The organism is Cellulosimicrobium sp. NPDC057127 (assembly GCF_042670945.1).
In the GTDB taxonomy this organism is placed as follows: domain Bacteria; phylum Actinomycetota; class Actinomycetes; order Actinomycetales; family Cellulomonadaceae; genus Cellulosimicrobium.
The window spans coordinates 88,066-111,047 of the sequence record NZ_JBHUUP010000014.1 but is presented as its reverse complement, the minus strand read 5'-3'; the positions used below and the strand labels follow the sequence as shown (position 1 = coordinate 111,047).

Sequence of the window (22,982 nt, the reverse complement as noted above, 5' to 3'; positions counted from 1 at the left end):
GGGCACGGGGATCGTTCCCCGTGCCCGACGACGCGTGGCGGTCAGGAACCGATCGCGCCCTGGATGTCGGCGATCATCTTGTCCCACGTCGCGACGGGGTCGGCCCCGCTGACGATCGCGGCCTCGGTCACGCCCCAGAAGCTCCAGACGGACGCCATCTCCGGGATGGACGGCATCGGCAGCGCCTCGGCCCCGACCTCGCGGAACCCGGCGACGATCTCGTCCTCCGCCGACGCCGCGTCGGCGGCGGCGGTCAGCGCCGGCGGGCGGTTGCCCGCCTCGTACAGCGCGAGCTGGGCCTCCTCGGTCGACAGGAAGTTGACGAGGAAGTCGTTCGCGACGATCGCGTTCTCGCTCTCGGCGCTGAGGTAGAAGCCCTGCACGCCCACGAACGGCTGCGCGGGCTCGCCGCCCGCGGTCGGGACCGGGTCGATCGACAGCTCGAGGCCCTCGAACGACTCGATCATCCACGGGCCGCCGACGATGAACGGCGACTGGCCGTTCGCGAACGCCTCGACGGCGATGTCGTACGTCGTGTCCTGGCTGAGGACGCCCGCGGCGCCCTGCGCACCGAGCCACTGCGCGTACGCCTGGCCCTCGGGCCCGCCCATCGCGAGCTCGGACGTGTAGCTGCCGTCCTCGTTCTGCGTGAACACCGGGGCGCCGAACGACGTCTGGAACGGGTAGTGGGTGTACGGGTCGCCCTTGTCGCCGTCCGACTGCACGAGGATGGGGAACTGCGTGCCGGCGGCCTGGCCGGCCGCGACGGCGTCGTCCCAGGTCGCGGGCGCCTCGGGTGCGAGCGCCGTGTTGCGGATGAGGGCGATGTTCTCGATCGCGTACGGCAGGCCGTAGACCTGGCCGTCCTGCGTGAAGGCCTCGATCGAGACCTCCTCGAACTCGCCGGCGGTGTCGCCGAGCTCGAGCGGCGCGACGACGCCGTTGGTCGTCAGCTCGCCCAGCCAGTCGTGCGCGCCGACCGTGATGTCCGGGCCCTCGCCCGTGGGGACCTGGGCGATGAAGTCGGCGCGGATGTCCTCGAAGTTCTTCAGGACGACGTCGACGGCCGTCCCGGTCTCCTCCTCGAAGGACGCCGCGGCGGCGGTGACCGCGTCCTGGCGGGTCTCGTCGACCCAGACGGTGAGCGAGCCGGTGGCCGACGCGCTCTCCTGCGGGTCCGTGGTGGTCTCGTCGCCGCTCTCGCCGGACGAGCAGGCCGTGAGGGCGAGCGTCGTGGTCAGCGCGGCGGCAAGGACGATGCTCCGTCGCATCAGGGGCACTCCAAGCGTGTGAGGTGGATGGCCCGCTCCGGTGCCGGGCCTTGGTGCGACGACCGTAGAGCGGTGGGTGGCGATTGTGCAAGCCGTTGCGGTAACTTTCATGCAACACGTTACGAGGGCGCCCGACGGCGCCCGCTCGCCTCCCCCGGACGGCGTCGTCGTGCGCTGGAGCGCGCACGGCCACCGCCCGGACGACCAGGACGAGGAGGTCCGGTGTCCCCTACGCTTCCCCACGTGCGCACCCGTCTCAGCGATCTCGCCACCCAGGCCGGCGTCTCCACGGCGACGGTCTCGCGCGTCCTCAACGGGAAGCCGGGCGTCGCGAGCGAGACGCGCCAGGCCGTCCTCGCGGCGCTCGACGTGCTGGGCTACGAGCGCCCCTCGACGCTGCGCACCCGCTCGGCCGGCCTCGTGGGCCTCGTCGTGCCGGAGCTGACCAACCCCGTCTTCCCGGCCTTCGCCCAGACCATCGAGTCCATGCTGTCCGAGCACGGGTACACGCCGCTGCTGTGCACGCAGTCCCCGGGCGGCACCACCGAGGACGACTACGTCGAGATGCTCATGGACCACGCGGTCGACGGCATCGTCTTCGTCTCCGGTCTGCACGCCGACACCCAGGCCGACCACGAGCGCTACGAGCGGCTGCGCAGCCGCGGCATCCCGATCGTGCTCGTCAACGGGTACGCCGGGGGCATCGACGCGCCGTTCGTCTCGCCGGACGACGTGGCGAGCGTCGAGCTCTCGGTACGCCACCTCGTCTCTCTCGGGCACCGGAGCATCGGTCTCGCGATCGGTCCCCAGCGCTTCGTCCCGGCCCAGCGCAAGGTCGCCGGCTTCGTCGAGGCGCTCGTGCGGCACGGGCTGGCCGAGGACGCCGCCGCGGCGCGGGAGCACCTGGTGACCACGCTCTACACCGTCGAGGGCGGCCAGGCGGCGGGCGGGGAGCTGCTCGACACCGGCCACACCGCGATCGTGTGCGGCTCCGACCTCATGGCGCTCGGCGCGATCCGCGCGGCGCGCGCCCGCGGCCTGCGCGTGCCCGACGACGTGTCCGTCGTCGGGTACGACGACTCGCCGCTCATCGGCTTCACCGACCCGCCGCTCACGACCGTCCGCCAGCCCGTGGCCGCCATGGCGCACGCGGCGATCAGCGCGCTGCTCACCGAGATCCAGGGTGGCCGGGCGCCCCGTTCGGAGCTGCTGTTCCAGACCGAGCTCATCGTCCGCGACTCGACCGGCGCGGCGCCCGTGCGTCCCGCCGTCGAGCCCGGCTCCCCGGCCGCCTGACCCTCGGGAACCGCCCGCCCGGCCCGCGTGGTCGGGCACCCGGCACACCGCGCGACCGCGCTCCCCGACCGCACCATCCCCCGAAGAACCACGTGAGGACTCCACCCCCGATGTCTCGTACCGACCCCACCCTGCTCGCGACCACGGTCCCCCCGGACCCCGGTGCGCTCCTCGCCTCGGGCGAGCTCGTGCACGCCGGACCGGGCGAGACGCCCGAGTGGTGGCGCGACGCGGTGATCTACCAGGTCTACCCGCGCTCCTTCGCCGACGGCGACGGCGACGGGATCGGCGACCTGCCGGGCATCACGTCGAAGCTCGACCACCTCGCGGAGCTCGGGGTCGACGCCGTGTGGCTCAGCCCGTTCTACCGCTCGCCCCAGAAGGACGCCGGCTACGACGTCGCCGACTACCGCGACGTCGACCCGCTGTTCGGCACGCTCGACGACTTCGACGAGCTGCTCGCCCAGGCGCACGCCCGCGGCATCCGCGTGATCGTCGACCTCGTCCCGAACCACACGTCCGACCAGCACGCGTGGTTCCAGGCCGCGCTCGCCGCACCCGAGGGGTCGGTCGAGCGCGCGCGCTACGTCTTCCGCGAGGGCGAGGGCGAGCACGGCGAGCTGCCCCCGAACAACTGGCAGTCGATCTTCGGCGGACCGGCGTGGACGCGCGTCACCGCCGGCGCGGGCGCCCGTCCCGTCACCGGCGCCGACGGCGAGGTCCCGGGCCAGTGGTACCTGCACCTGTTCGACTCGTCCCAGCCCGACCTCGACTGGGAGAACCCCGAGGTGCGGTCCGAGTTCGAGGACGTGCTGCGCTTCTGGCTCGACAAGGGCGTGGACGGCTTCCGCATCGACGTCGCGCACGGCATGGTCAAGGCGCCCGGCCTGCCCGACTGGGACGGCAAGGTCGCGATGGTCGAGGGCACCGACGCGGGCGCGCCCGAGGACGGCTCGACCGGCGCCGGCAACTCCGGGCCGATGTTCGACCAGGACGGCGTCCACGAGATCTACCGCGCCTGGCACCGGGTACTCGCCGGGTACGACGGCGACCGTGCCCTCGTCGCGGAGGCGTGGGTCGAGCCGCTCTCCCGTCTCGCGCGGTACGTGCGCCCGGACGAGATGCACCAGGCCTTCAACTTCTCGTTCCTCACCACCCCCTGGTCGGCGGAACCCCTGCGCCGGGTCGTCGCCGCGTCGCTGCACGCCAACGACGAGGTCGGCGCGCCGACGACGTGGGTCCTGTCGAACCACGACGTCGTGCGCCACGCGTCGCGCCTCGGCCTGGCCGACCCGGGCCTGCGGCCGAACGGGATCTTCGCCCACGAGCCGCAGCCCGACGAGGAGCTCGGCCTGCGGCGCGCCCGGGCCGCGTCGCTCCTCATGCTGGGCCTGCCGGGGTCGTCGTACCTGTACCAGGGCGAGGAGCTCGGCCTGCCCGAGCACACCGCGCTGCCCGACGACGTCCGCGAGGACCCCGCGTTCTTCCGCACCCAGGGTGCCGAGGCCGGCCGCGACGGCTGCCGCGTCCCGCTCCCCTGGCAGGCCGACGCCCCGGGCTACGGCTTCGGCCCGAGCGGGAGGACGTGGCTGCCGCAGCCGGAGTCCTACGCGCGCTACGCCGCCGACGTCCAGCGGGGCGTCCCCGGGACGACGTACGAGACGTACCGGTCGGCGCTCGCCACGCGCCGGACCGAGCGGCTGGGGAGCGGCACGCTCGCGTGGGTCGACGCGTACGCCGGCTCGCCCGACGTCGTCGCCTTCCGCAACCGCGACGTCGTCGTCCTCGCGAACCTCGGCACGGAGCCGGTCGTCCTGCCCGCGGGGGCCGAGGTGCTCGTCGCGTCCGGCCCGCTCGTCAGCGACCGCTCCACCGAGCCGCAGGTGCGCGTCCCGTCCGACACGACCGTCTGGCTGCGCGCGCTCTGACACCCGCCTCACCATGACGGCCGGGCACCCGCGTGGGTGCCCGGCCGTCCGTCACGCAGCCGGTCGGCGGCGCCTGCCGGCCGTCACGGCTGGATGCCGTAGTGCTCGCGCACCTCGGACATCGCCGGCGTGCCGTTGAACCCGAGGAGCCCGGGGCCGACGGTGACGCTGCCGTCCTCGGTGACGAAGACGAGCACGGGCCCCGACGCGTCGTCGAGCTCCGCCGACGCGGCGTAGGTGCGCAGGACGTCCTCCATGACCGCGACCGCCTCTGCCTCCGTCGTCGCGGTGACCGTGACCTCGCCCTGCTCCCCCGAGTCGCCGAAGCTCCTGCGGCACTCGAACTGCGCCGCGCTCACCCAGTCGACCGACAGCGTCAGCGCCTCCAGGGTCTCCTCGCACGAGCGCTCCGCGCCGGCGCCGGTACCGCAGCCCGCGAGCGTCGCCGCGACCACGAGCACCGCCGCAACGCTCCGGGCCCCGTCCGCGCCCCACCGCATCCGTGCCACCTCGTCAGTCCTCTCGTCCCACGGTGACGTCCACCGCGCTCGTGCTCGGCCGGGTCCCGCCGAGGAACCCGCTGTCGCGCAGCTCCTGCGTGTACGCCGCGAGCGCCGGGTCGGCGCTCTGGCTGATCGACGCGCTGTACTCCTCGTGCGAGTGGTTCGTCGCGGCGTCGTACCACGGCCCGGGGTTCGGCAGCGTGACCGTGGTGTGCTGCGGGCCCGCCTGGTCGGAGAAGCTCGGCAGCCCGGGGAGGACCGGGAGCGCCGGACGCACGGGGTTCGGCACGTAGAGCCCGTCCTCCATGTCGAGCCGCGGCACGACGTCCGTCGCGTGCTGCACCTCGAGCACCGACACGCGCGGGTCGACGTGCTCGCTGTCGATCGGCGAGCCGAACGTCATCGCGTGCGTCACGCCGTAGCGCGAGACGAAGTCCGGGTCGGACGTGAGGTCCGCGACGGTCATGCCGCCCTGCGAGTGCCCGACGAGCATCACCTGGGCGCCGTCGGGGATGCCCGCGGTGCGCATGGCGAGCTCGACGCTCTCGGTCATCGTGGACGTCCCACCACCCGCCGTGACGAGGTTGCCCGTGAGATCCATCGGGTTCGACCCGGCGCTCGGGTTCCACGGCTGGGTCCCCGGGACGCTGACGACGACGCGCGGTCCGTCCGCCGTCTCCACCGTCGTGACGCGCACGACGCCGTCGCCCGCGTCGTAGGCGTCGGTCACGCTCGCCGTGAGGTCGTCGAGAGTTTCGGGGACACGCAGTGGTGGTGTGCCGGCGCGGTTCGCGTCCGTCGGCACGGCGCGGGGGTCGCCCGCGTACGGGTCGCCGTCGTCGAAGAGGTTCGCCTCGTCGCCCGTGACGGTGGTCCACAGCGCACCGCCGAACGCGCCGAGCGTGCGGATCTGCGACGCCACGACCTCCGTCGTGCGCGGCCACTCGCCGTCGAGGAGCGCGCCTCCCGTCGCGTCCCAGAGCTGCTCGGCCGCGTCGCCGACGTTGAGCCAGTCGTCCGACGTCGCGTCCCACCAGCTTCCGACGCCGTCGAGCGCGTCGCCGCTCGCGTCCCACAGCTCCTCGCCACGGTCGCGCAGCCGGTCGGGCCCGTCGCCGTGGTCGGCACGTCCGCCGCCACCCGCACCGCCGCCACCGGCGCTCGGACCTCCCGCACCTGCACCGCCGCCGGCACCGTCGCCCGAGGCGGAGTCCTGCTGGTCGGCGTCGCGCCGGACGTCGCCCGCGGCCGCGCGCAGCGTCGCGCACACGCGCGCGAGCGACGGCGCGAGCTCGCTGCTCCACCGCGCCCGGAACGCGTCCAGGTCGGGGCCCGCGCCGAACGACAGCGTCATGCGCGCGCCGACCTGGTCGCGCGCCGTCTCGAGCTCGTCCGCGGCACGGTCGAGACTGTCGCCGAGCCCGCGCACCGCGGCGACGTCCATGCCCCACATGCTCGTGGTCATCGCGCACCACCCGTGGTGGTCGCGGACCCGTCGGCGACGGGCGCGGTCGTGTCGACCGCCCCGACGAGCGCCCAGCGCAGCTCCGCGGCGACGGACCCCGGCGGCCGCTCGACGAGGTGCACGTCGTCGTCGCGGAGCTGGACGTCGAGGAGACGGCCGCCGGCGACGGACCACCAGCGCGACCACACCACGGTGGGTGTGGCAGGCGTGGGCCACGCCTCGACGAGCACGACGAGCGACGCCTCCTCGTCCTCGGCGACGGCGCGCGCGGCGGCGGGGAGCGCCGCCAGGTCCTCGCCGGCGCGCAGCCGCTCCACGTCCCGCGAGCCGAGGACGGTCCGCGGCAGGTCGGCGGGCCGCGGGCCCGGCCGCGCACCTGCGGTGAGCGGCTCCGACGGCGGGAGGAGGCGGACCAGGGCCGGCCACAGGTCGTCGACGCGCACGAGGACGACGTCGACGTGCGCCGAGACGTCCGTCACCTCGAGCTCGCGTGAACCGAGCTCGCCCCGCACCGCGTCGTGCACGAGCAGGACCCGGTCCTCGACGAGCGTCAGCCGGGTCGTCGCACCGGTCTCGCCGGAGCGGGCGCGGAGCGTCGCGCGGACCGGCGCGGCGAGGTGGTCGCGGAGAGCGGCGGCCCACGCCGCGGTCAGCACGCCCGTCTCATCGGCGATCCCGTGCTCGCGGAGCTCGGCCAGCACGGCCTCGTCGGCGCCGGTCCCGTCGACGACGGCGGCACCGGCGTCGACCCGTCCCCCGGCGAGCCCGACGGCACGAGCCCACGCCCCCCTCGTCACACGCAGCGCACGCACGGCGCCCCCTCGTCGTCTGGTCGCGCGTCGTCCCGTCGTGGGCCTGTCACCCGCCCCGCTCGCCGGAGGCTAGCAGCGCGGAGATCCGGAGGACGATGGGGACCGCTCCCCCGCGCACCGCGCCGGGTCGTCAGCCGCCGGAGACGTCGAGCTCCGCCTCGCGGAGGCGCTCGGCGAACTCGCCCTCGAGCTCGCGCGAGTCGAGCCAGCCGTACGGCAGGTGCGGGGTCTTGGGCGACCCGGCCCGCCCGCGCTGCCCCTCGGCCGGCTCGCCCGGGTACGGCGCGTCGAGGTCGAGGGCGTCGAGGAGCGTGCGCAGCTCCTCGAGCGTGGACACCATGGCGAGCGCGCGCCGGGCGTCGCCCCCGACGGGGTAGCCCTTGAGGTACCAGGCCATGTGCTTGCGCAGGTCGCGCATGCCCTTGCCCTCGTCGCCGTCGAAGTACTCGATCATCAGCTCGCCATGGCGGTAGATCGTGTCCGCGACCTCACGCATGCCGGGCCGCACGCGCTCGGGCCGCCCCGCGAACGCGGCGGCGAGGTCGGCGAAGAGCCACGGGCGCCCCTGGCAGCCGCGACCGACGACGACCCCGTCGCACCCGGTCTCGCGCACCATGCGCACGGCGTCCTCGGCGGACCAGATGTCGCCGTTGCCGAGCACCGGGATGCTCGTCACCGTCTCCTTGAGCCGCGCGATCGCCGACCAGTCGGCCGTGCCCGAGTAGTGCTGCGCCGCGGTGCGGGCGTGCAGGGCGACGGCGGCGACGCCGAGGTCCTCCGCGACACGGCCGGCCTCCAGGTACGTGAGGTGGTCGTCGTCGATGCCCTTGCGCATCTTCACCGTGACGGGGACGCCGGACGGGCGCGCGGCCTCGACGGCCTCGCGCACGATCGCGGCGAACAGCTCGCGCTTCCACGGGAGCGCGGCGCCGCCGCCCTTGCGCGTCACCTTGGGCACCGGGCACCCGAAGTTGAGGTCGACGTGGTCGGCCCGGTCCTCGTCGACGATGATGCGCACGGCCTCGCGGACCGTCGTCGGGTCGACGCCGTACACCTGGGCCGAACGCGGCGACTCGCCCTCGTCGAACGTCACGATCCGCAGCGCCTCGGGGTTGCGCTCGACGAGCGCACGGCTGGTGACCATCTCGGCGACGTACAGCCCGGCGCCGTGCTCGCGGCACAGCGTGCGGAAGGCCCGGTTCGTCACCCCGGCCATCGGGGCGAGCACGACCGGGGTGTCGACGGCGTGCGGGCCGATCTGCAGGGGCGGCAGCACACGTCCCGCCGCGGCCGGGACGCCCGCAGCGGTGGCAGCGAGGGTCGAGGTGGAGGCGCTCACGCGCCCCATTCTCCCACCCGCCTCCGGGACGCCCTGCGAGCGGACCGTGCAGACGTCGCGACCGTTCACCGCGCGCGGGCCGTGAACCCGTGGCAAGGTTCTTCCGGTCGGCATACCCGTCGACATCCGGACGAAAGGGAACTTCATGCCTCTCTGGCTGATCCTGGTCATCGTGGGCGCCGTGCTGCTCATCCTGGGCGTGGCGATCGAGGCCGCGAAGGTGCTCCTGTGGATCGGTGTCGCGATCCTCGTCGTGAGCCTCGTGCTCGCGGTGCTGCGCCGGGGCAAGGGCGCGCTGAAGAGCTAGCGCAGCCCCAGGAGGGCGCAGCGCCGCAGGGCGCGCACGACGACGGGGCGGGACCGCGAAGGTCCCGCCCCGTCGTCGTGCCCGGGGTGTCCGCCGTCAGGCGCCGAGCAGGTGCCCGCCCAGGTACTCCGTGACCTTGTCGAGGGCCACGCGCTCCTGGCTCATCGAGTCGCGGTGCCGGATCGTCACCGCCTGGTCGTCGAGCGTGTCGAAGTCGACCGTGATGCAGAACGGCGTGCCGATCTCGTCCTGGCGGCGGTAGCGACGGCCGATCGCCCCGGCGTCGTCGAAGTCGACGTTCCAGTACCTGCGCAGCTCCGTCGCGAGGTTCTTGGCCTTGGGCGAGAGCTGCTCGTTGCGGCTCAGCGGGAGGACGGCGGCCTTCACCGGCGCCAGACGGTGGTCGAGACGCAGGACCGTGCGGGTGTCGACCCCGCCCTTGGCGTTGGGCGCCTCGTCCTCGGTGTACGCCTCGACGAGGAACGCCATGAGGGAGCGCGTCAGGCCGGCGGCCGGCTCGATGACGTACGGGACCCAGCGCTCGTTCTTCGTCTGGTCGAAGTAGGACAGGTCCTTGCCGGAGTGCTCCGCGTGCGTCTTCAGGTCGAAGTCCGTGCGGTTCGCGATGCCCTCGAGCTCGCCCCACTCGGAGCCGGTGAAACCGAAGCGGTACTCGATGTCCACGGTGCGCGTCGAGTAGTGCGACAGCTTCTCCTGCGGGTGCTCGTACTGGCGCAGGTTGTCCCGGGAGATGCCGAGGTCGACGTACCAGTCGGTGCGCGTGTCGATCCAGTACTGGTGCCACTGCGTGTCGGTGCCCGGCTCGACGAAGAACTCCATCTCCATCTGCTCGAACTCGCGCGTGCGGAAGATGAAGTTGCCGGGCGTGATCTCGTTGCGGAACGACTTGCCGATCTGGCCGATGCCGAAGGGCGGCTTCTTGCGGCTCGCGCCCATGACGTTGGCGAAGTTCACGAAGATGCCCTGCGCCGTCTCCGGGCGCAGGTAGTGCAGCCCGGACTCGTCCTCGACCGGGCCGAGGTACGTCTTGAGCATCATGTTGAAGTCGCGCGGCTCGGTCCACTGCCCGCGCGTGCCGCAGTTCGGGCACGCGATCTCGGCGAGACCGCCCTCGGGCGCACGGCCCTTCTTCTCCTCGAACTCCTCGATCATCTGGTCCTCGCGGAACCGCTTGTGGCACGAGAGGCACTCGGTGAGCGGGTCGGTGAAGACGCCGACGTGGCCGGACGCGACCCACACCTGACGCGGCAGGATCACCGACGAGTCGAGGCCGACGACGTCGTCACGGCTCGTGACCATCGCCCGCCACCACTGCTTCTTGATGTTCTCCTTCAGCTCGGTGCCGAGCGGACCGTAGTCCCAGGCGGAGCGCGTTCCTCCGTAGATCTCGCCCGACGGGAAGACGAACCCGCGCCGCTTGGCGAGGGAGACGACGGCGTCGAGGCGGGCGGACGGTGAGGGCGCAGCGGCCACGGTCATCACTCCTGGAGCTCACGGCCCCGCACGTGGCTCGTGGGGGCTGGACGGGGTCGGACGGGCGCTCGCGGGCGCCGACCGACCAGCGTACCCGCCGGTGACGCGAGCCACAGGGTGCAATTTTGACATCGATTCTCACTAAGGCGGACACTGGGTGCCATGACCCGTCCCGCCCCGCGCCGCCGTGCGCTCGTCGCGTCCGCCGCTCTCGCCGCCACGACGCTCGTCGCCGCAGGCTGCTCCTCCCCTGGCGCGGGGGGCGAGGACGACGCCGACGGCCGCGTCCAGGTCCTGGCGTCCTTCTACCCGCTGCAGTACGTCGCCGAGCAGGTGGGCGGCGAGCACGTCCAGGTGTCGAACCTCACCCCGCCCGCGGCCGAGCCGCACGACCTCGAGCTCGCGCCGGCGCAGGTCCGCGAGATCGGCGACGCCGACCTCGTCGTGTACCTGTCCGGCTTCCAGACCGCCGTCGACGAGGGCATCGAGCAGCGCGACCCGGCCCACGTCGTCGACGCGGCCGGCCCGGCAGGCCTCGAGGAGCACCCCGACGGCGCGGGGCACGAGGGCGAGACCGCCGAGGAGCACGCCGCCCACGCGGAGGAGGAGCACGCGGAGGGCGACGACGAGCACGACAGCCACGACCACGGCGCGCTGGACCCGCACTTCTGGCTCGACCCGACACGGCTGGCCGCCGTCGGCGACGAGGTGGCGGACGAGCTGTCCGCCATCGACCCCGACCACGCCGAGGAGTACCGCGCGAACGCCGAGTCGCTCACCGCCGACCTGGACGCGCTCGACGCCGAGTACGCCGAGGCGCTCGCACCGTGCGCCGGCGCCACGCTCGTCACCTCGCACGAGGCGTTCGGCTACCTCGCCGAGCGCTACGACCTCCACCAGGTCGGCATCTCCGGGATCGACCCCGAGGCGGAGCCCTCCCCCGCCCGCCTGCGCGAGGTGCGCGAGGTGGTCCAGGACGCGGGCGTCACCACCCTCTTCTTCGAGACGCTCGTCAGCCCCAAGGTGACGCAGACCCTCGCCGACGACCTCGGCGTCGGCACCGCCGTCCTCGACCCGCTCGAAGGACTTGCGGAAGGTGCCACGGACTACCGTGGGGTGATGGAGTCCAACCTCGAGGCGCTCACGTCCGGTCTGGCGTGCTCATGACGGGCCCGGCACCGCTCGTCGCCGCCCGCGACGTGCACGTGAGCCTCGGGGGCGGCGAGATCCTGCGCGGGATCGACCTCACCGTCGGCGAGGGCGAGGTCGTCGCGCTCCTCGGGGCCAACGGCTCCGGCAAGTCCACGCTCGTGCGGGGTCTCGTGGGTGTCGTGCCGCTCAGCGCGGGGTCCGTCGAGCTGTTCGGCGCGCCGCTCGGTCCGCGCGTCCCGTGGCGGCGCCTGGGCTACGTCCCGCAGCGCCTCGCGGCGCCCTCGGGCATGCCGTCCACCGCCGCGGAGGTCGTCGCCTCCGGTCTGCTGGGCGGCGGCCGGCTGCGGCTGCCGCGCGGCTGGCGCGACCGCGTCGTCGACGCGCTCGACCTCGTCGCCCTCGCCGACCGCGCCGACGACTCCACCGTCGAGCTGTCCGGCGGGCAGCAGCAGCGCGTGCTCATCGCGCGCGCCCTCGTGCGCCGCCCCGACCTCCTCGTCCTCGACGAGCCCGTGGCCGGCGTCGACAAGCCGAGCCAGGAGGCCTTCGCCACGACCATGGCGCGGCTCGTCGGCCAGGGCCTGACCGTGCTCGTGGTGCTCCACGAGCTCGGCGCGCTCGCCCCGCTCATCCGCCGCGCGGTGGTGCTGCGGCACGGGCGTGTCGTGCACGACGGCGCCCCGCCGCAGCCCGCCGCGACGCACGCCGGCGCGACGCACCAGCACCAGCACCCGCACGAGCCCGCGAGCGCCGAGGCGGGCCCCACGACCGGCCTCGTCGGGACCCTGGACGCCGACCTCGCCGCAGGTCACGGACCGAGGACTGCGTCATGACCGACTTCTTCTCCGAGATCGGGGCGATGCTCACCGACCCGCTCATGCAGCGTGCGCTCGTCGCGGCGCTGCTCGTGGGGCTCTCCGCCCCCGTCGTCGGCACGTACCTCGTGCAGCGGCGTCTCGCGCTCCTCGGTGACGGCATCGGGCACGTCGCGCTCACGGGCGTCGCGCTCGGGTGGCTCGTGGGGTCGGCGATGGGGCTCGTGCCGAACGACGCGCTCGCCGTCCCGGGCGCCGTCGTCGCCGCCGTGATCGGCTCGGTCGCGATCGAGATGGTGCGCGAGCGCGGCCGCACGTCGGGAGACCTCGCGCTCGCCCTGCTGTTCTACGGTGGCATCGCGGGCGGCGTCCTGCTCATCGGGCTCGCGGGCGGCTCGTCGGGCAGCCTCATGCAGTACCTCTTCGGCTCCATCTCGACCGTCACGACGGCCGACCTCGTGCTGACGCTGCTGCTGGGCGCCGTCATCCTCGCGGTCGGCCTGGGGCTGCGCGCCGCGCTGTTCTCCGTGAGCCACGACGAGGAGTTCGCCCGCGCCTCGGGGCTGCCGGTGCGCGGGCTGAACATCGCCGTCGCCGTCGTCGCGGCGCTCACCGTGACGGTGTCGATGCGCGTCGTCGGGCTGCTGCTCGTCAGCGCGCTCATGATCGTGCCCGTCGCCGTCGCGCAGCTCGTCACCCGGTCGTTCCGGCGCACGATGCTCGTGGCGTGCGTCGTGGGAGTGCTGGTGTGCGTGGTCGGCCTGTCCATCACGTACTGGAACTTCCTGTCGCCGGGTGCGACGATCGTCGTCCTGGCCGTCGGGACCTACCTCGTGGTCGCGCTGCTCCGCCCGCTGTGGGCGCGTCGCCGCCCGCGGGTCACGCGCGACCCGCACCCCGACATCCCCGACGACGTCGACATCCCCGACGCCGGGCTCGTCCCCGCGGGCGCGGCCGGGGCCCGAACCACTCCCGGAGGTGACCCGTGCAGCGGATGACCCGCCAGCGCGCCGCGGTGTCCGACGCGCTCGAGGACGTCGAGGACTTCCGCAGCGCCCAGCAGCTCCACGAGATCCTGCGTTCGCGCGGCGACGCGGTGGGGCTCGCGACCGTCTACCGGACCCTGCAGAGCCTCGCCGAGGGCGGCGACGTCGACGTGCTGCGGACCGAGGAGGGCGAGAACCTCTATCGCCGCTGCGAGCGCCGCGAGCACCACCACCACCTCGTGTGCCGCTCCTGCGGGCGGACGGTCGAGATCGACGGCCCGACGGTCGAGGCCTGGGCGGCGCAGGTGGGCGGGGCGCACGGCTTCACCGACATCCAGCACACCATCGAGCTCTTCGGCACGTGCGAGCGCTGCACGCAGCGCGCGACGACCGGAGGGTCCGGCCAGGGCTGACCGGTGCCCGACGCGCTGGACGACGCCCCGTTCGCGGCGCTGTTCGCGTTCTTCTTCGCCGTCGTCCTCCTCCGCACGCAGGCCACCTACTGGGTCGCGCGGCTCGTGACGGTCTGGACGCTCGACCGCACCCGGCCCGTGCGCCCGTGGGTCGCGCGCGTGCACGCCTGGCTCTCCGGAGCCTCGACGGCGCGGGGCATCGAGGCGCTGCGCCGCTGGGGCCTCGTCGCCGTGCCGCTGTCGTTCCTCGCCACGGGCACGAAGACGGTGGTCAACGGGGCGGCGGGCGTCGTGCGGATGCCGTTCGGGCGCTACCTGCCCGCGATGCTCCTCGGCTGCGTCCTGCACGCGACGATCTACGCGACCGTCGGCTGGGCGGTGTGGACGGCAGCCCTCGCCGCGGCCACCGGCTCTCCCCGGGGCGTCGCGGTCCTCGTCGCGCTCGGTGCGGCCGGTGTCGTGGCCGTCGTCGTCAGGGCCCGGCGGCGCGCGGCCCGCGCCGCGGCGACGGTCCCGGCCGTGCGGGTCCTGGAGGACGGCGCGCAGGACGGCATCGGCCGTGTCGCCGAGGACGGCGCGCCCGCCGGCCGATGAGTCCGGCGCCGCCGACCGGTCGGGGCTGCATGACGACCTTCCTCCTCGTCCCGGGGGCCGGCGGGCACCCGGGGTACTGGCAGCGCCTCGTGCCCGAGCTCGCCTCGCGCGGGCACGACCCGGTCCCCGTGGACCTCCCCCAGCACGACGAGCGGCTCGGCTGGGACGACCTGACGGACGTCGCGCAGCGCACGCTCGACGCCTCAGCCGCCTCGGACGCGCCCGTCGTCGTCGCGCAGTCCATGGGTGCGTACGTGGGAGGCCTCGTCGCCGGCCGCGTCCCGGTCCGCCTCCTGGTGCTGCTCAACCCGATGGTGCCCCTGCCGGGCGAGAGCGGCGGGGCCTGGTGGGAGGCCACCGGTCACGATGACGCGCGGGCTGCCGCCGGTCTCGGGCCGCTCGACCCGGTGCGGGACTTCTTCCACGACGTCCCCGCCGACGTCGCGGCGCGCGTGCTGGCCGGCGAGGACCGCGCGCCGTCCGCGCGCTCCTTCGCCGAGCCGTGGCCGGCGCCGGCCTGGCCCGACGTGCCGACGGTGGTGCTCCAGGGGCGCGACGACCGGCTCTTCCCGCTCGCCTTCCAGCGGGCCGTCACGCGCGACCGCCTGGGGCTCGACGTCACCGAGATGCCGGGGGGCCACCTCGTGGCGCTGAGCCGCCCGGCCGAGCTCGCCGACCGGCTCGTCGCGCTCGCCGGGGCCGGGACGCCGACTGCGGCGCGGTGAGCGACGCCGCGAGCGAGCCGCCGTCAGCGGCGCTCAGCTGAGCGTCGTCGCGGAATCGTCGGGGGCCCCGACGCAGAACTGGTTGCCCTGCGGGTCGGCCAGGACCGACCACCGGTAGCCCGGGCTGGTGTGCTCGCCCACGAGCGTCGCGCCGTCGTGGAGCAGGACTGCCACGTCCGCCTCGCGGTCGGACGACCCGAGGTCCAGGTGCAGCCGGTTCTTGCCCGGGGTGGGGTCCTCGACCCGCTGGAAGGCGAGGGCGGGTCCCGTGCTCCCCTCCGGGGGGACGACCTCGACGAACCACCCGTCGGACTGGTCGACGACCCGTCCGCCGAGGCGGCGTGCCCACCACTGCGCGAGCGGGAGCGGGTCGGTCGAGTCCACGGTGACCATGCCGATGCTGAGCGTCATGCGCGGCACGCTAGCCGTCGGCACCGACGGCGTCGACCGCGCCCCCGTACCGCCGGTCGCGGCGCGCGTACTCCTCGACGGCGCGCCACAGGTGCCGGCGGTCCACGTCGGGCCACGGCTCGGGGAGGAACACGAGCTCGGCGTACGCGGCCTGCCACAGCATGAAGTTCGACGTGCGCTGCTCGCCCGAGCTGCGCAGGAACAGGTCCACGTCGGGCAGGTCGGGCTCGTCGAGGTACTTCTGCACCGTGCGCTCGGAGACCTTGGCCGGGTCGAGTCGCCCGGCGGCGACCTCGCGCGCGATCGCCGCGGCGGCGTCGGCGATCTCGGCCCGCCCGCCGTAGTTGACGCACATCGTCAGCGTGCAGACGTCGTTGTCCTTCGTCTGCTCCTCGGCGACCTGGAGCTCCTTGACCACCGACGCCCACAGGCGCGGCCGGCGCCCCGCCCAGCGCACGCGCACGCCCCACGAGTCCATCTCGTCGCGGCGGCGCCGGATCACGTCGCGGTTGAACCCCATGAGGAAGCGGACCTCGTCGGGCGAGCGCTTCCAGTTCTCCGTCGAGAACGCGTACGCCGACACGTGCTTGACGCCGATCTCGATCGCTCCCGCGACGACGTCGAGCAGCGCGGCCTCCCCCGCCTCGTGCCCGGCCGTGCGGGGCAGCCCCCGCGCGTTGGCCCACCGGCCGTTGCCGTCCATGACGACCGCGACGTGGTTCGGCACGAACTGGCGCGGGATGGCCGGCGGCCGCGCACCGGACGGGTGCGCGAACGGCGGCACGACGGGACGCGAGCGGGCCATCAGGCGTCCGCCCGCGTGTCGTCCCGCTCCACCATGCGCAGTGATCGCAACGTTCTCTCCAGGTGGTATTGGCCGTAGGCGGCGACGAGGCCGCTCGCCTCCTTGCGGTGCCGCGCGTCGGACGCGTCGGCGACGTCCCACTCCCCCGCGAGCAGCGCGGCGAGCAGCGTGAAGGTCTCGGGTGCGGGCGCCGTCGAGCCCGGAGGGCGGCAGCGCGAGCACACGGCGCCGCCCTGCGCGACGGCGAAGGCGTGGTGCGGCCCCGGCTCGCCGCACCGCGCGCAGTCCGTGAACGTCGGCGCCCACCCCGCGACGGCGAGCGCGCGCAGGAGGTAGGAGTCGAGCACGAGGTTCGGCGCGTGGGCGCGCTCGGACAGCGCCCGCAGCGCACCGGCGAGGAGCCAGTACTGCTGCACCGCGGGCTCGCGCTCGGCGGCCACGAGACGCTCCGCCGTCTCGAGCATGACCGTGCCCGCCGTGTACAGGGCGTAGTCCTCGCAGACGCGCCGGGCGTACGGGCCGATCGTCTCGACCTGCGTCACCGTGTCGAGCGAGCGCCCGGCGTGGAGCTGCACGTCGACGACCATGAACGGCTCGAGGCGCGCGCCGAACCGTGACGACGTGCGCCGGACCCCCTTGCCGACGGCGCGCACCTTGCCGTGCTCACGCGTCAGCAGGGTGACGATGCGGTCCGCCTCGCCCAGCTTCTGGGCGCGCAGGACGATCGCGTCGTCTCGGTAGAGGACCACGTCGTCATTCTCGCGCATCCCACCCACGTGCCCGACCGGGCGGGTGCTCGGGTCCGGGCGTGGGACGGCGAGACCGGGGTGGGGTCGCGGGTCTACCATCCGCGGCCTCGTCCCTCGGCCGCTCCCGCCAGGCCCGCCACGACCCGCCACCCCACCCCGGTCCCGCCTTCGCGTCGACCTCACCGCCGTCGCCCGGCGGACGGTGCACGCACGCGAGGCGGGGCCGGCGGCGCGTCAGGCCGCGCTGCGCTCCGCGCGGTTGACGGCGGAGACGATGGCCTTGAGCGACGCGGTCGTGATCGAGGCGTCGATGCCGACGCCCCACAGGACGTCGTCGCCGACCTGGCACTCGACGTAGGCGGCCGCGAGGGCGTCGCCGCCCTCGGACAGCGCGTGCTCGGCGTAGTCGAGGACGCGGACGTCGACGCCCACCTGCGCGACCGCGTCGACGAACGCCGCCACCGGACCGTTGCCCGTGCCCTCGAGCGTGAGCTCCTCGCCCCGGTCGACGACGTCGATGCTCAGCGTGTCGGGCCCGTCCTCGCTGGACGAGGCGCGCGTGGCGCGCAGCTTGAGGCGACCCCACGGGTCCAGACCCGAGCCGGGCTCGACGGGCAGGTACTCGTCGGAGAAGATCCGCCAGATGTCCTCGCCGGTGACCTCGGTGCCGTGCTCGTCCGTGTGGGCCTGGACGGCCTGGGAGAACTCGATCTGCAGCCGGCGCGGCAGGTCGAGGTGCCGCTCGGTCTTGAGCAGGTAGGAGATGCCGCCCTTGCCCGACTGCGAGTTGACCCGGATGACGGCCTCGTAGGACCGGCCGACGTCCTTGGGGTCGATGGGCAGGTAGGGCACGGCCCACACGAGGTGGTCGACGTCGGTGCCCTCGGACTCCGCGCGCGCCGACATCGCGTCGAAGCCCTTGTTGATCGCGTCCTGGTGCGAGCCCGAGAACGCCGTGAAGACGAGGTCGCCCGCGTACGGGTGTCGCTCCGGCACGGCGAGCTGGTTGCAGTACTCGACGGTCCGGCGCACGTGGTCGATGTCCGAGAAGTCGATCTGCGGGTCGACGCCCTGGCTGAACAGGTTCATGCCGAGGGTCACCAGGCAGACGTTGCCCGTGCGCTCGCCGTTGCCGAACAGGCAGCCCTCGATGCGGTCGGCGCCCGCCTGGTAGCCGAGCTCCGCAGCGGCGACGGCCGTGCCGCGGTCGTTGTGCGGGTGCAGCGACAGCACGACGTTCTCGCGGTGGTTCAGGTGCCGGCTCATCCACTCGATCGAGTCGGCGTAGACGTTGGGCGTCGCCATCTCGACCGTCGCGGGCAGGTTGATGATCACCTTGCGGTCGGGCGTGGGCTCGAAGATCTCGAGCACCTCGTTGCAGATCTGCGCGGCGAACTCGAGCTCCGTGCCGGTGTACGACTCGGGCGAGTACTCGTAGTAGACCGTGGTCCCCGGGACTGTCTCCTCGAACTTCTTGCACAGCCGCGCGCCGTCGGTCGCGATGCCGATGATGCCCTCGGGGTCGGACCGGAACACGACCTCGCGCTGCAGGACGGACGTGGAGTTGTACAGGTGCACGATGGCCTGCTTGGCGCCGCGGATCGCGTCGTACGTGCGGGCGATGAGGTGCTCGCGGGCCTGCGTCAGCACCTGGATGACCACGTCGTCGGGGATGCGGTCCTCCTCGATGAGCATCCGGACGAAGTCGAAGTCGGTCTGCGAGGCGGAGGGGAACCCGACCTCGATCTCCTTGTAGCCCATCTCGACGAGCAGCTCGAACATCCGCAGCTTGCGCTCGGGGTTCATCGGCTCGATCAGCGCCTGGTTGCCGTCGCGCAGGTCGACGGCGCACCAGCGCGGGGCCTCGGTGATGCGGCGGTCGGGCCACGTGCGGTCGGGCAGCGAGACCTCGATCTGCCGGTGGAACGGCAGGTACTTGTGGATCGGCATGCCGGACGGCTGCTGACCGTTGGTCCGGGAGCTGGCCTGCGAGGCGGCGGGAGCGGGGGCAGAGGCGTTCATCGTCGGTCCTTCGGGGTCGTCCTGATCGGTGTCAGCCGGCATACCGACCACCGCGACGAGGGACCGGCTAGAGAGCCTCGCCGCGGCGACGAAGGAGGAGCGGCCGCATCAGGTGCACGCTGTCACTGTACCCCCGCGCCCGGTGTGCGTCGCGGACGTCCGCCGACCGGGCACGGCCGCCCGACGGCACGAGGTGTCTCGCGCCGTCGGGTCGGACCGCTCCCGGCACGGTGCGCCGCCTCAGCCGCGCCGGGACCGCAGCGCGGCGTCGACGGCGGGGTCGCCGAGGTTGCCGAGCCACTCCAGGAGCGCGGGGTACGTCGACGGGTTGGACGCGACCTGCGGCCGCAGGTGCGGCGCGTCCTGGACGATCTGGGCGAGGACCTCGAGCGGCGTCGTCGGGTCGAGCGCCTGCTCGGGGGTGAAACCGGGCTGCTGCGGCGCGTAGCCCCGCGGTGCGGGGTGTGCGGGCGCGTGCTGCTGCTGCGGTGCGTAGGCCTGCATCGGCGCCGTCTGGTCCGGCGAGGCCTGCGCGCCGTACCCCTGCGGGGGCGCGTAGCCCTGCTGGCCGCCGTAACCCTGCTGGCCCCCGTAGCCCTGCTGGCCGCCCTGCTGAACCCCGTACCCCTGCTGGTGAGGCGCCTGCTGGTCGCCCGGGTAGGCCGGCAGGACCGCGGTGGTCTGGGCGTCGACAGGGGTGAGCCCGGGCCGCGCCGCGTACCCGCTGCGCTCGGGCTGCGGCGTCCCGACCGGCACGACGCCCGGGGCGCTCACCGTGCCGACGTGCACCGCGCCGTCCTGACCCGGGTACGTACCGGTGGGTGCCGCCGACGGAGCCGGCCGCGCCGGGCGGGGCGCCTTCGGGGCCGGCGGCTCCCAGACGTAGGCGCGGGTCGCCTGCTCCCCCGCGGCCATCGGCACGGGGCGGTGCTCCGCGAAGTACTCGCGCACCTCGCGGGGGACCGTCAGCGCGTAGGCGACGAGCAGCGGCAGGCCGAACGCGAGCAGCAGGTGCTCGACGCCGCCGCCGAGCCGCACCCGGTTGGCCGTCACCACGAGCAGGACGATGCCGAGGACGGCGACGACCCCGGCCGCGCCGAGCGCGAGCGGCCGACCGGTCGCGGCGTCGCGCGCCAGCGACCGGCGCGCCACGAGCGCGACGCCGACGACGAGGAGGCCCACGACGACGGACAGCACGACGTGCGCACCGCGGCGGCCGTCGGCCAGGTCCAGCACGCCGCCGAGCGCCAGGTAGCCCGCGACGACCACCACGAGGTCGAGGCCGCGCACGGCGACGCCGACCCAGGTCCGCACGGCCGGGACGGACGACATCGCCCGGCGCACCGCCGGGGAGGACGCGACGGCCGCGAGGGCCGGGACCAGCACGAGCCCGAACCGGCCCAGGTGCGTGCTCTCGAACGTGAGGATCCCGTTGTCGCCGGAGCCGAGGACGAAGGCGGACGCCAGGGCGATGCCGAGCCCGACGAGCGTGAGGCGCGCCGCCTCGGAGCGCCGCCACGTGCCCAGCACCGGCAGGCCCGCGAGCGCGAGCACGAACGCCGCGCCCAGCAGCACGAGCAGGACCCCCACCGCACCGATGCCGTCCGTGCCGGTGACCGTCAGCACGACCGTGAGCAACGTCGTCACGGCCAGGACCACCGCGAGCACCTCGAGGACCCGCAGCCACTGGGACGTGACCGCACGGTCGAGGTCCTGCGGTCCCAGCTCCGACTGGCGCGGCTGAGCGGCCAGGAGCGCGCCGGCGAGGCCGAGACCCACCGCGGAGCCGACCCCTCCCCAGCCGTCGGTGAGGTCGCCGCCGCCGCCGACGACGTCCACGACGAGGTAGATGCCGACGAGCAGGACGTAGGGGGCGTTGGCCAGCAGTCGCACGCGCCGCGTCGTGTGGACGGTCCACGTCGTGGGTAGCACGCCGGTGCGCGCCAGGTACGGCAGCGCGAGCGTCAGCAGGGACAGGATCGTCAGGAGGACGACCTCGACCTTGTCCGACGCGCGGTGGGCGACGTCCCACGGGAGGGCGAACGAGACGAGCAGCAGGACCGTCGCGACACCGTCGCGCACGTAGTCGCTGACCGGGATGCCGGCGAAGGGCGAGGCGGCGGCAGGAGGCTCCGGGTCGCCGGACGGGTCCTGCGGCGCCACGTCGGGGCCGTCGCCCGGCTCCTCGCCGGCCCGCGCGGCGGCCGTCGCGCCGCCGGGCTGCGGCGTCTCGCCGGTCCCGGTGTCGGGCGGCGCAGCCTGGGTCTGCGGCTCGCCCGCCGCTCCGGTGTCGTTGGTCATCGTGCACTCCCTACGGTGTCGCACGGTGCGGGGCCGCACACGCGCCGGGCCTGACCGCCCCGACCGTTTCTACCGGTTCATCACGTCCGGCTCAACCGGGCGGTCGGCGGCCGTCACGACACCGCCGTCAGACGGTCGTCGCCGAGCAGGAACAGTCTTCCCCGCGCGGTGAAGACGTGGTACACGCCCTCCGGGACGCGCCACGTCCACTCGACGTCGCCGTCCTCGAGCGCGACGGACACGAGCTCCGGCGGCCGCCCGTGCTCGGCTCGCGTGACGACGAGGGAGCTGCCGTCGGTGAGCGCCGGCCACCGCGCCCGGTCGGGCAGCCGCAGGGCCCAGTGCTGCTCCCCCGTCTCGACGTCGACGGCGTGGTACGAGCTCTCCGTCTCGAGCACCGCGAGCCCGTCGACCCGCGCCACCGCCCGGTACGCCGCGACGGGCAGGGTCCAGACCGTGTCGCCCGTCGCCGCGTCGACCCCTGCGACGCCGCCGAACGTGTTGGCGAGGAGCACGCCCGGCGCCGACCCGTCCGTGAGCGACGCCTCGAGCGCCCGGCCCGCGAACCGGAACGACTCCTCGCCGTCCTCGCCGTAGACGCTCGCCGTGCCGCTCCCGTACGCGGTCCCGACGTAGCGGCCGTCCGTCATCCGCACGACCGTCCAGATCTCGCCGCTCTCGATCGGCTCGCCGTCCTCGGTGAACGTCGCGACGACGCCGGGGGCGACGACGGCCACGACGCCGCGGGACACGTCGAGCGCGACGTCGGACTGCGGGACCCGTGCGGCCAGGCGCGCTCCGGTGGCACGGTCGTGCTCCAGCCGACGCTCCCAGCGCACGTCGCCCGTGGCCGCGTCCTCCCGCACGACGACGACGTCCCGCCCGGACGACCACGCCCGGACGACGTCGGCCTCGCCGACGGGCTCGACCGCGGACCCGGCGACGGCGGCGACGCGCGTGCCGACGGTGCGCCCGGTGTCCGACCGCACGGTCGTGAGCCGGACGTGGCCGCGTGCCGAGGTCGGCCGCAGGCACACGACGACGTCGCGGGCGACCTCCTCCGGCCCGGGCAGGCACGTCGTCCCGTCGCCGAGCGGCTGCGAGCGCCACACCGGTCGCCCGTCCTCGACCGCGTAGGCGGTGAGCCGGTCGCCGACCGTGACGACCGTGCCCGGTGCGACGACCACGCCCCCGTGCGGGTCGACAGGGACGGACCAGGCGGTGCGCGGCGGCGTCTCGAGCGGGTCCAGGCCGCCGGCGAGCGCGGTGAGGTCGACGGTGCGGGCGCCGTCGAGCACGCTCGCGGCGACGACCGAGCCTGCGAGCACGACGGCGACCGCGGCGACCGCCCAGGCGACGCGGTGCGCCGGACGGCCCGTGCCCCGGTCGGGTGCGCCTCGACGCCCGGAGCGCTGGTCGTGCTCCTGGTCGGCGTCGTCGTCGAGCACGGTGAGGTCGATCGTCACCGGCTCCGGCCGCGCGGCGTGCGCGCCCGCGGACCCGCCGGCCCCGCCCCGGGCCCGCGCCCCGTCGTCCCCTGCGAGCCGACGTCGCCTCACCCGTCCACTGTAGGCACGCGGCCTGGCGCACGCCG

Annotated in this window: 21 protein-coding genes; 9 read left to right on the top strand and 12 right to left on the bottom strand. The window is 74.4% G+C overall.

Annotated elements, in window-relative coordinates; translation table 11 throughout:
- Positions 1-41: 41 nt before the first annotated feature.
- Complete coding sequence (locus ACFTZA_RS14120; protein ID WP_378195970.1) at positions 42-1,271, bottom strand: extracellular solute-binding protein; 1,230 nt, start codon at positions 1,269-1,271, stop codon at positions 42-44.
- Positions 1,272-1,514: 243 nt separating this feature from the next.
- Between ACFTZA_RS14120 and ACFTZA_RS14115 the strand changes: the two genes are divergently transcribed.
- Positions 1,515-2,567 carry a LacI family DNA-binding transcriptional regulator gene (locus ACFTZA_RS14115; protein ID WP_378195967.1) on the top strand — a complete coding sequence of 351 codons (1,053 nt, stop codon included), beginning with the start codon at positions 1,515-1,517 and terminating at the stop codon, positions 2,565-2,567.
- 110 nt (positions 2,568-2,677) lie between these two features.
- Positions 2,678-4,495: a glycoside hydrolase family 13 protein gene (locus ACFTZA_RS14110; RefSeq protein ID WP_378195964.1), complete on the top strand. Its 1,818-nt coding sequence runs from the start codon at positions 2,678-2,680 to the stop codon at positions 4,493-4,495.
- Between the two features lie 83 nt (positions 4,496-4,578).
- On the opposite strand, the gene ACFTZA_RS14105 is transcribed toward ACFTZA_RS14110, so the two are convergent.
- The 4 genes from ACFTZA_RS14105 to dusB form a co-directional block, all read right to left on the bottom strand.
- A complete protein-coding gene (locus ACFTZA_RS14105) occupies positions 4,579-4,995 on the bottom strand; it encodes a hypothetical protein (RefSeq protein ID WP_378195961.1) in 417 nt (138 codons plus the stop codon).
- Positions 4,996-5,008: 13 nt separating this feature from the next.
- Positions 5,009-6,463, bottom strand: coding sequence for a hypothetical protein (locus tag ACFTZA_RS14100; RefSeq protein ID WP_378195959.1), 1,455 nt, complete (start codon positions 6,461-6,463; stop codon positions 5,009-5,011).
- On the bottom strand, positions 6,460-7,275 hold the full coding sequence (locus ACFTZA_RS14095; protein WP_378195956.1) for a hypothetical protein: 816 nt from the start codon (positions 7,273-7,275) through the stop codon (positions 6,460-6,462). Before ACFTZA_RS14095 ends, ACFTZA_RS14100 begins: the two co-directional genes overlap by 4 nt.
- Before the next feature lie 130 nt (positions 7,276-7,405).
- A complete protein-coding gene (gene dusB, locus ACFTZA_RS14090) occupies positions 7,406-8,623 on the bottom strand; it encodes a tRNA dihydrouridine synthase DusB (protein ID WP_378195953.1) in 1,218 nt (405 codons plus the stop codon).
- A gap of 136 nt (positions 8,624-8,759) precedes the next feature.
- Between dusB and ACFTZA_RS14085 the strand changes: the two genes are divergently transcribed.
- Complete coding sequence (locus ACFTZA_RS14085; RefSeq protein WP_187346195.1) at positions 8,760-8,921, top strand: hypothetical protein; 162 nt, start codon at positions 8,760-8,762, stop codon at positions 8,919-8,921.
- A 96-nt stretch (positions 8,922-9,017) separates the two neighbouring features.
- On the opposite strand, the gene ACFTZA_RS14080 is transcribed toward ACFTZA_RS14085, so the two are convergent.
- A complete protein-coding gene (locus ACFTZA_RS14080) occupies positions 9,018-10,421 on the bottom strand; it encodes a glycine--tRNA ligase (protein WP_378195949.1) in 1,404 nt (467 codons plus the stop codon).
- Positions 10,422-10,577: 156 nt separating this feature from the next.
- On the opposite strand from ACFTZA_RS14080, the gene ACFTZA_RS14075 reads away from it, so the two are divergent.
- Genes ACFTZA_RS14075 through ACFTZA_RS14050 form a run of 6 tightly spaced genes read left to right on the top strand, consistent with a single transcriptional unit; the run spans position 10,578 to position 15,100 of the window.
- Positions 10,578-11,582 (top strand): metal ABC transporter substrate-binding protein, encoded by a 1,005-nt coding sequence (locus tag ACFTZA_RS14075; RefSeq protein WP_378195947.1) that lies wholly within the window; start codon positions 10,578-10,580, stop codon positions 11,580-11,582.
- Positions 11,579-12,400 carry a metal ABC transporter ATP-binding protein gene (locus ACFTZA_RS14070; protein WP_378195944.1) on the top strand — a complete coding sequence of 274 codons (822 nt, stop codon included), beginning with the start codon at positions 11,579-11,581 and terminating at the stop codon, positions 12,398-12,400. The genes ACFTZA_RS14075 and ACFTZA_RS14070 overlap by 4 nt, the downstream gene beginning before the upstream one ends.
- A complete protein-coding gene (locus tag ACFTZA_RS14065; RefSeq protein ID WP_378195941.1) occupies positions 12,397-13,380 on the top strand; it encodes a metal ABC transporter permease in 984 nt (327 codons plus the stop codon). Before ACFTZA_RS14070 ends, ACFTZA_RS14065 begins: the two co-directional genes overlap by 4 nt.
- On the top strand, positions 13,377-13,781 hold the full coding sequence (locus tag ACFTZA_RS14060; protein ID WP_378195983.1) for a Fur family transcriptional regulator: 405 nt from the start codon (positions 13,377-13,379) through the stop codon (positions 13,779-13,781). The genes ACFTZA_RS14065 and ACFTZA_RS14060 overlap by 4 nt, the downstream gene beginning before the upstream one ends.
- Positions 13,782-13,784: 3 nt before the next feature.
- Positions 13,785-14,375 (top strand): hypothetical protein, encoded by a 591-nt coding sequence (locus ACFTZA_RS14055; RefSeq protein WP_378195938.1) that lies wholly within the window; start codon positions 13,785-13,787, stop codon positions 14,373-14,375.
- Between the two features lie 29 nt (positions 14,376-14,404).
- Positions 14,405-15,100, top strand: coding sequence for an alpha/beta fold hydrolase (locus ACFTZA_RS14050; RefSeq protein ID WP_378195935.1), 696 nt, complete (start codon positions 14,405-14,407; stop codon positions 15,098-15,100).
- A gap of 33 nt (positions 15,101-15,133) precedes the next feature.
- Here the strand turns inward: ACFTZA_RS14050 and ACFTZA_RS14045 are convergent, their stop codons facing one another.
- The 6 genes from ACFTZA_RS14045 to ACFTZA_RS14020 all read right to left on the bottom strand — a co-directional run bounded on the left by ACFTZA_RS14045 (position 15,134) and on the right by ACFTZA_RS14020 (position 22,947).
- Complete coding sequence (locus tag ACFTZA_RS14045) at positions 15,134-15,511, bottom strand: VOC family protein (RefSeq protein ID WP_378195932.1); 378 nt, start codon at positions 15,509-15,511, stop codon at positions 15,134-15,136.
- Between the two features lie 10 nt (positions 15,512-15,521).
- A complete protein-coding gene (locus ACFTZA_RS14040; protein ID WP_378195929.1) occupies positions 15,522-16,316 on the bottom strand; it encodes an isoprenyl transferase in 795 nt (264 codons plus the stop codon).
- Positions 16,316-17,065: a DNA repair protein RecO gene (recO, locus tag ACFTZA_RS14035; protein ID WP_378195927.1), complete on the bottom strand. Its 750-nt coding sequence runs from the start codon at positions 17,063-17,065 to the stop codon at positions 16,316-16,318. The genes ACFTZA_RS14040 and recO overlap by 1 nt, the downstream gene beginning before the upstream one ends.
- A gap of 234 nt (positions 17,066-17,299) precedes the next feature.
- Positions 17,300-19,087 carry a 2-isopropylmalate synthase gene (gene leuA, locus ACFTZA_RS14030; protein WP_378195923.1) on the bottom strand — a complete coding sequence of 596 codons (1,788 nt, stop codon included), beginning with the start codon at positions 19,085-19,087 and terminating at the stop codon, positions 17,300-17,302.
- Between the two features lie 240 nt (positions 19,088-19,327).
- Entirely contained in the window at positions 19,328-21,388 is a 2,061-nt protein-coding gene (locus ACFTZA_RS14025; protein ID WP_378195920.1) for a hypothetical protein, read from the bottom strand.
- Between the two features lie 113 nt (positions 21,389-21,501).
- Positions 21,502-22,947, bottom strand: coding sequence for a PQQ-binding-like beta-propeller repeat protein (locus ACFTZA_RS14020; RefSeq protein ID WP_378195917.1), 1,446 nt, complete (start codon positions 22,945-22,947; stop codon positions 21,502-21,504).
- Positions 22,948-22,982 lie beyond the last annotated feature (35 nt).